The organism is Mesorhizobium sp. M7A.F.Ca.CA.002.04.1.1, from assembly GCF_004022805.1.
Classification (GTDB): Bacteria; Pseudomonadota; Alphaproteobacteria; order Rhizobiales; family Rhizobiaceae; genus Mesorhizobium; species Mesorhizobium ciceri.
Window position 1 is genome coordinate 1 of the sequence record NZ_RZPL01000283.1, and the last position, 6,609, is coordinate 6,609.

At 63.9% G+C, this 6,609-nt stretch carries 8 protein-coding genes and 1 pseudogene; 7 read left to right on the plus strand and 2 right to left on the minus strand.

Going from position 1 to position 6,609, the window contains the following annotated elements; translation table 11 throughout:
- The first annotated feature begins 81 nt into the window (after nt 1-81).
- The 5 genes from ENZ75_RS16315 (at nt 82) to dnaQ (ending at nt 4,084) form a co-directional block, all read left to right on the plus strand.
- Entirely contained in the window at nt 82-903 is an 822-nt protein-coding gene (locus ENZ75_RS16315; protein ID WP_013528729.1) for a pyruvate, water dikinase regulatory protein, read from the plus strand.
- 238 nt (nt 904-1,141) lie between these two features.
- Nucleotides 1,142-1,741 carry a Maf-like protein gene (locus ENZ75_RS16320; RefSeq protein ID WP_063169601.1) on the plus strand — a complete coding sequence of 200 codons (600 nt, stop codon included), beginning with the start codon at nt 1,142-1,144 and terminating at the stop codon, nt 1,739-1,741.
- Nucleotides 1,734-2,576 (plus strand): shikimate dehydrogenase, encoded by an 843-nt coding sequence (locus ENZ75_RS16325; RefSeq protein WP_063169602.1) that lies wholly within the window; start codon nt 1,734-1,736, stop codon nt 2,574-2,576. Before ENZ75_RS16320 ends, ENZ75_RS16325 begins: the two co-directional genes overlap by 8 nt.
- The gene (gene coaE, locus ENZ75_RS16330) at nt 2,573-3,172 is read left to right on the plus strand and encodes a dephospho-CoA kinase (protein WP_063169603.1); all 600 of its coding nucleotides are present in this window, start codon (nt 2,573-2,575) and stop codon (nt 3,170-3,172) included. The genes ENZ75_RS16325 and coaE overlap by 4 nt, the downstream gene beginning before the upstream one ends.
- 210 nt (nt 3,173-3,382) lie before the next feature.
- Nucleotides 3,383-4,084, plus strand: coding sequence for a DNA polymerase III subunit epsilon (dnaQ, locus tag ENZ75_RS16335; protein WP_063169604.1), 702 nt, complete (start codon nt 3,383-3,385; stop codon nt 4,082-4,084).
- A gap of 119 nt (nt 4,085-4,203) precedes the next feature.
- Here dnaQ and secB read toward each other — a convergent pair whose 3' ends face one another.
- Nucleotides 4,204-4,704 carry a protein-export chaperone SecB gene (secB, locus tag ENZ75_RS16340; protein ID WP_013528724.1) on the minus strand — a complete coding sequence of 167 codons (501 nt, stop codon included), beginning with the start codon at nt 4,702-4,704 and terminating at the stop codon, nt 4,204-4,206.
- Between the two features lie 130 nt (nt 4,705-4,834).
- Nucleotides 4,835-5,335 carry an FxsA family protein gene (locus ENZ75_RS16345; RefSeq protein ID WP_082826715.1) on the minus strand — a complete coding sequence of 167 codons (501 nt, stop codon included), beginning with the start codon at nt 5,333-5,335 and terminating at the stop codon, nt 4,835-4,837.
- A 217-nt stretch (nt 5,336-5,552) separates the two neighbouring features.
- Between ENZ75_RS16345 and ENZ75_RS16350 the strand changes: the two genes are divergently transcribed.
- Both ENZ75_RS16350 and ENZ75_RS16355 read left to right on the plus strand, forming a co-directional pair.
- Nucleotides 5,553-6,260 (plus strand): Tim44/TimA family putative adaptor protein, encoded by a 708-nt coding sequence (locus tag ENZ75_RS16350; RefSeq protein ID WP_027161247.1) that lies wholly within the window; start codon nt 5,553-5,555, stop codon nt 6,258-6,260.
- Nucleotides 6,261-6,281: 21 nt separating this feature from the next.
- Nucleotides 6,282-6,609: pseudogene (locus ENZ75_RS16355) on the plus strand (MltA domain-containing protein); the annotation flags it as partial.

Below are 6,609 nucleotides of genomic sequence, written 5' to 3' on the forward strand. Positions count from 1 at the left end.
CATCTGATACAGTCGCCTCCGACCGCCCCCTCTTTTCATCCCGCTTTATCCACAGAAGCCCACAGCCCCAGGTGACCCCCTGTGAACAAACCCCAGAGCTTCTTCCACCTGCACCTGATTTCCGACGCGACCGGCGAAACGCTGCTCGCCGCCGGCCGGGCGGCTTCGGCACAATACAAGGATGCGCGCGCCATCGAGCATATCTATCCGCTCATCCGCACCGAAAAGCAGGTGGCGAAGGTGTTCGAGGATATAGAGGAAGAGCCGGGCATCATCCTCTATACGGTCGTGGACCAGAAGCTGGCGCGCGGCATCGACGAGCGCTGCGCGGCCATGGGCCTGCCCTGTGTGTCGGTGCTGGAGCCGGTGCTGACCGTGTTCCAGTCCTATCTCGGCACCCCCGCCGGCCGCCGCGTCGGCGCCCAGCATGTTCTCGACGCCGAATATTTCCGCCGCATCGACGCGCTCAATTTCACCATGGACCATGATGACGGCCAGCTGCCGCTCAACATGGACGATGCCGATGTCGTGCTGATCGGCATTTCTCGCACGTCGAAGACGCCGACCAGCATCTATCTCGCCAACCGCGGCATCAAGACCGCCAACATCCCGATCGTGCTCGGTGTGCCGGTGCCGGAAAGCCTGGTTGCCGCCAGCAAGCCGCTCATCGTCGGGCTGATCGCCACCGCCGAGCGCATCTCGCACGTCCGGCAAAACCGCATCCTCGGCAACAGCAGCTCGTATGAGGCATCAGACTATGTCGACCGCGCGGCGATCAGCGAAGAACTCGCCTACGCCCGCAAGATCTGCACGCGCCATGGCTGGCCGATGATCGACGTCAGCCGCCGCTCGATCGAGGAAACGGCGGCGGCCATCGTTGCCCTGCGGGGGAAGAATAGATAGGGCAGGTAAGATAAGTGAGCACCAGCACCCCTCATCCGACCTCGCTTCGCGAGGCCACCTTCTCCCACAAGGGGAGAAGGAAGAACGTGGCACCGTCGTCTCCGCAAGATACCGCCAGTTGGCGATTTGCAGCGGCGTACGCGCGGGACTTCCCTTCTCCCCTTGTGGGAGAAGGTGGCCGAGCGAAGCTCGGTCGGATGAGGGGTGCGTGACGGAGCGCCAACATGGGTGAATCAGCATGATCGAAAAACTCATCCTTGCTTCCGGCAGTCCGTTCCGCAAGGCGATGCTGGTCAATGCCGGCGTCGATGTCGAGGCGGTGCCGGCCGATGTCGACGAGCGCGCGCTCGAGTCGCCTTTGCAGGATAGCGGCGTCTCGCCCGAGGACGTCGCCCTGGTGCTGGCCGAGGCTAAGGCGACCGAAGTCAGCGAGCGCAGGCCGGGCGCCCTGGTGCTGGGCTGCGACCAGACGCTGTCGCTCGGCGACGAGGTGTTCCACAAGTCGGCTGACATGGAGGGTGCCCGCCGTCATTTGCTGGCGCTGTCGGGCAAGACCCATCAGTTGAACAGCGCCGCCGTGCTGGTTCGCGACGGCAAGGTTCTGTGGCGGCATGTCGGCATCGCCTCGATGACCATGCGCAAGCTCGATCCCGCCTTTATCGGGCGCCATCTCGCCCGTGTCGGTGCCAAGGCGCTGGGAAGCGTCGGCGCCTATCAGATCGAAGGCGAAGGCATTCAATTGTTCGAGAAAATCGAGGGCGATCATTTCACCATTGTCGGCCTGCCGCTGTTGCCGCTGCTGGCCGAACTGCGAGACCTGGGGGCGATCGATGGCTGAGGCGTCGAAAAAAGCCTTCGTGTCGGGCCATCCGGTCAAGCATTCGCGCTCGCCGAAGATCCATGGTCACTGGCTGGCCAAACATGGCATCGACGGAAGCTACCAGGCCATCGATGTCGCGCCGCAAGACTTTGCCGTGTTCGTGGAAACATTGCAGGCAAACAATTACCGCGGTGGCAACATCACCATCCCGCACAAGGAAGCGGCCTTCGCATTGGCCGAACGCCGCGACCAGGCGGCGCAAGAAATCGGCGCCGTCAACACGCTGTGGTTCGAGGACGGCATCCTGTGGGGCGGCAACACTGACGGTCACGGCTTTGCCGCCAACCTCGACGATCATGCACCGGGCTGGGCAAGCAAGGGTCCGGCGGTGGTGCTCGGCGCCGGCGGCGCGTCGCGCGCCGTCATCCATGCGCTGAAGGAGCGCAGCGTTGCCGACATTCGCATCGTCAACCGCACTCTGGCCCGAGCGCAGGAATTGCGCGATCGTTTCGGCACCGGTGTCTCGGCGCATGGCATGGCGGCGACCAACGAACTGCTCGGCGATGCCGGCCTGCTGGTCAACACCACCGCGCTCGGCATGCATGGCAATGAAGGCCTGTCGGCGGATCCCGCCCGGCTGCCCGACCATGCCATCGTCACCGACATCGTCTATGTGCCACTGGAGACGCCGCTGCTTGCGGCCGCCCGAGCGCGAAATCTGAAGACGGTCGACGGTCTCGGCATGCTTCTGCATCAGGCCGTGCCTGGCTTCGAGCGCTGGTTCGGCATCAGGCCGCGGGTGACGGCCGAACTTCGGGCCCTGATCGTCGCCGATCTGGTGCCGAAGCCATGATCGTGCTCGGCCTCACCGGCTCGATCGGCATGGGCAAGTCGACCACAGCCAGGATGTTCACTGACGCCGGCGTGCCGGTCCACGATTCCGACGAGACGGTGCATCGCCTCTATGCCGGCAAGGCAGCACCCCTGGTCGAGGCCGCCTTTCCCGGCACCACATCCGCCGGCATGGTCGATCGTGCCAAACTTGGCGCGCGCGTGCTCGGCGATGCCGCGGCGCTGAAGCGGCTGGAAACCATCATCCACCCGCTGGTGCGCGCCGATGCCGATGCCTTTCTGGCCAGGCATCGTGGATCAGGCGCGCCGATCGCCGTCCTCGACATCCCCCTGCTCTTCGAAACCGGCGGCCGCAACCGCGTCGACAAGGTCGTCGTCGTCACCGCCCCGGCCGAGACCCAGCGCGAACGCGTGCTGGCGCGGCCGGGCATGACGGAGGAAAAGCTGGCGTCGATCCTGGCCAAGCAGGTGCCGGACGCGGAAAAACGCCGTCAGGCCGATTTCATCGTCGACACCGGCCAGGGGATGGACGCCGCGCGGGCGGAGGTCGCTGCAATCATCAGCCAGCTGATAGGGGTTGGCAAGCCAGGTGGTTGAGCCCACCGCTCGACCGCCAGCTGTCGATGTGAGAGCCGCTTATCTGCCTGCCGGCTTCGCTCGACACCTCTCCCCCGATCGACGGGGGAGAGGAAAGGTGCAGGGCGATGAGGGGCGGCGCAAACCTGTGCGATTGCCCTGGCCATCATAGTTTCTCATTGCCATTTTGTTCCGCTCTCACGATTCTGCTCCTTTGGAGCGACTGATTCGATGCGTGAGATCATCTTCGACACGGAAACCACCGGCCTCGATTCGCGCGACGACCGCGTGATCGAGCTGGGCGGCGTCGAACTGGTCAACCGTTTCCCGACCGGCAGGACCTTCCACCACTACATCAACCCGCAAGGCCGAGCGATCCATGTCGAGGCACAGGCGGTGCACGGCATCAGCGCGGCGGACCTCGCGGGCAAGCCGACCTTTGCCGAGATTGTGCAGGAGTGGCTGGACTTTACCGACGGCGCCAAGCTGGTCGCCCACAACGCCACTTTCGATGTCGGCTTCCTCAACGTCGAATTCGGCCGGCTGGGTCACCCTGTCATCGACAACGGCGTCGTCGTCGACACGCTGGCGCTGGCGCGCCGCAAGCACCCGATGGGTCCTAATTCGCTCGATGCGCTCTGCCGGCGCTACGGCATCGACAACACCAAGCGCACCAAGCACGGCGCCCTGCTCGATTCCGAATTGCTGGCCGAGGTCTATATCGAGCTGATCGGCGGCAAGCAGGCGGCCCTCATCCTCGACAGCGCCACCGCGCCGGCCCAGGGCGAGAATGTCCGCCAGATCGAAATCGTCGTCGCCCCGCGCCCGGCGCCACTGCCGCCGCGCGTGACAGAAGCCGAACGTGCCGCGCACGCCGGCATGGTCGGGACATTGGGTGAAAAGGCGCTGTGGCTGAAGGTTCACGGGAACTAAAATCGTCCCGTTGGCGATCCTTGGCGCCCCCCTCTGCCCTGCCGGCGCCTCAATCGTCCCGCCCAAAACAAAAAACCCGGCGCAAGGCCGGGCTTTTCACAATCCGTGGCAGGCAGCCCTCAGCTCACCTGGACCTTCGACGACGCCTGGTCCTCCGCCAGCTTCTGCTGGAACATCTGCGCGAAGTCGATCGGGTCGAGCATCAGCGGCGGGAAGCCGCCATTGCGGGTTGCCTCGGCGATGATCTGGCGGGCGAACGGGAACAAAAGACGCGGGCATTCGATGAACAGGATCGGCAGCATGTGTTCCTGCGGAAAGCCTGCGATGGCGAACACGCCGCCATAGACCAGCTCGACATTGAACAGCACTTCCTGGTCGAAGGACGCCTTGGCGTTGAGCGTCAGATTGACGTCGAACTGCTTGTCGGAGAGCGGGTTGGCGTTGACGTTGACATTGATGGCGATGCCCGGCGCCTTGTCGCGGCCGCGCAGCGAATTCGGCGCGCCGGGGCTTTCGAAGGACAGGTCCTTCACATATTGCGCCAGAACGTTGAGCGACGGCTGCGCCGCATTGCCGTTTCCGTTGGCTGCGCCGACCGGCGCGTCATCTTTGCTGGCCATAAGCCTTGTCCTCTTGCCTGGGCAGCGTCGCTGACCGAATTGAAATCGGGCGTTCGCTACCATGGCGGGGATGACAAGACAAGGTTTGCCGCCTTGCTTCCCGGCTGCGGCATGGAGATGGGACGGCGCGCTAATCGTCCTTCAGGCGACGCCACGGCGAGTTGTGATCCGGGCCGCGCTTCAGATCGTCCTCGCGCGAATAGTCGCCGTCTTCGAGGTCGATGACCCTGTCGCGCTGGCGGCCACGAAAACCGCCGGTCGAGAAATCGGTGGCGACGACAATGCGGCCCTTGAACCGGCTCCAGGCAAAGTCGCGCAACGGCGGCAGAAACAGCAGCAGGCCGATAATGTCGGTGATGAAGCCGGGGATGATCAGGAGGATCGCCGCAACCACGATCATGGCGCCGTGCGCAAGGTGGCGGCTGGGGTTCTGGCCGGCGGCCATCTCGTTGCGGATGCGGGCCATGACACCAAAACCCTGGTATCGGAGCAAAAGCACGCCGGCGATGCTCGAGGCCAGCACGAGGCCTACCGTCGCCAGCGCGCCGACCTCGCGGCCGACGATGACGAAACCGGCAATTTCCAGCAGCGGCAGTGCAAGGAGAAAGAAGGGAAGCAGCGAAATGCGCAAGTCTTGCCAACCTTTTTCGATCGTCATGACCGTTTTGATTGTTTTGGCCGCCAGCTGGCAATCGCCGCTGGCACTGAGGCTGTTAGATAGGTATGCCTGCCTTTGATTTGAATGATTGCGCCTTGCGCTCTATATGCTTTGAATGTTGAACGCTATGCGACCGCGGCCGTTGGGCCTGACGGTCCGGCCACAGGGCAGGGATTGATTGGCGGAAGATATGGGATTCTTCGACTTCGGCACGATTTTCTTCCTGATTGCGGCGGTGGTCATCTTTTTCCAGCTGCGCAATGTGCTGGGCCGCCGCACCGGCAGCGAACGGCCGCCCTTCGATCCCTATTCGGCGGCTCGCACCAGCGACAAGGATGCCGCCCAGAAATCCGAAAACGTCGTCTCGCTGCCGCGCAAGCGTCCGCCAGGCGAGCCGGCTCCCGACGCCTATGCCGCGATCGACGCTTTCGCCAAGCCCGATACCGACCTCAACAAGGGCCTGCGCACGATCAAGGACAATGATCCGTCCTTCGAGCCGAAGGGTTTCGTCGACGGCGCCAAGATGGCTTACGAGATGATCGTCATGGCCTATGCCGACGGCGATCGCAAAACGCTGAAGAACCTGTTGTCGCGCGAGGTCTATGACGGTTTTGTCGCCGCCATCGGCGAGCGCGAGGCCAAGGCGGAAAAGATCCAGTCCTCCTTCGTCGGCATCGACAAGGCCGATATCGTCTCGGCCGAGATGAAGGGCGGCGAGGCGCATGTCACGCTGCGCATCATCAGCGAGCTGATTTCGGCGACCCGCGACAAGGCCGGTGCCGTCATCGACGGCGACCCGGAAACCGTGGCCGAGGTCAAGGATGTCTGGACCTTCGCCCGTGACACGCGCTCGCGCGATCCGAACTGGAAGCTCGTCGCCACCGAGGAAGAAGACTAGGGAATACGCGGCGAGGCTCCGGTGTCGCTATCGCCTCTTTTTGTCGAGAAAGCCTTCGGCGATCTGCCCGGCTGGGGCGATGACGACCATTCGGCCGCCTTCGCCGCCTTTCGGCGCTCGGCCTTCCATGTCCTGACCAAACCCTATCGCAGCGGCGCGCTCGGCGTCGACTTCGACGCCTTTGCGGATGTCTACGCCGAGGCCCGGACCGTTTCGCCGGCGAATCGGTCGCCGGTTTTGACCCGCGGCGAAGCTCGCGCCTTCTTCGAGCGCCATTTTGTCCCGGCGCTTATCCCTGCCGAAAATGGGCTCGTCACCGGTTTCTATGAACCGCAGGTCGAGACGTCAC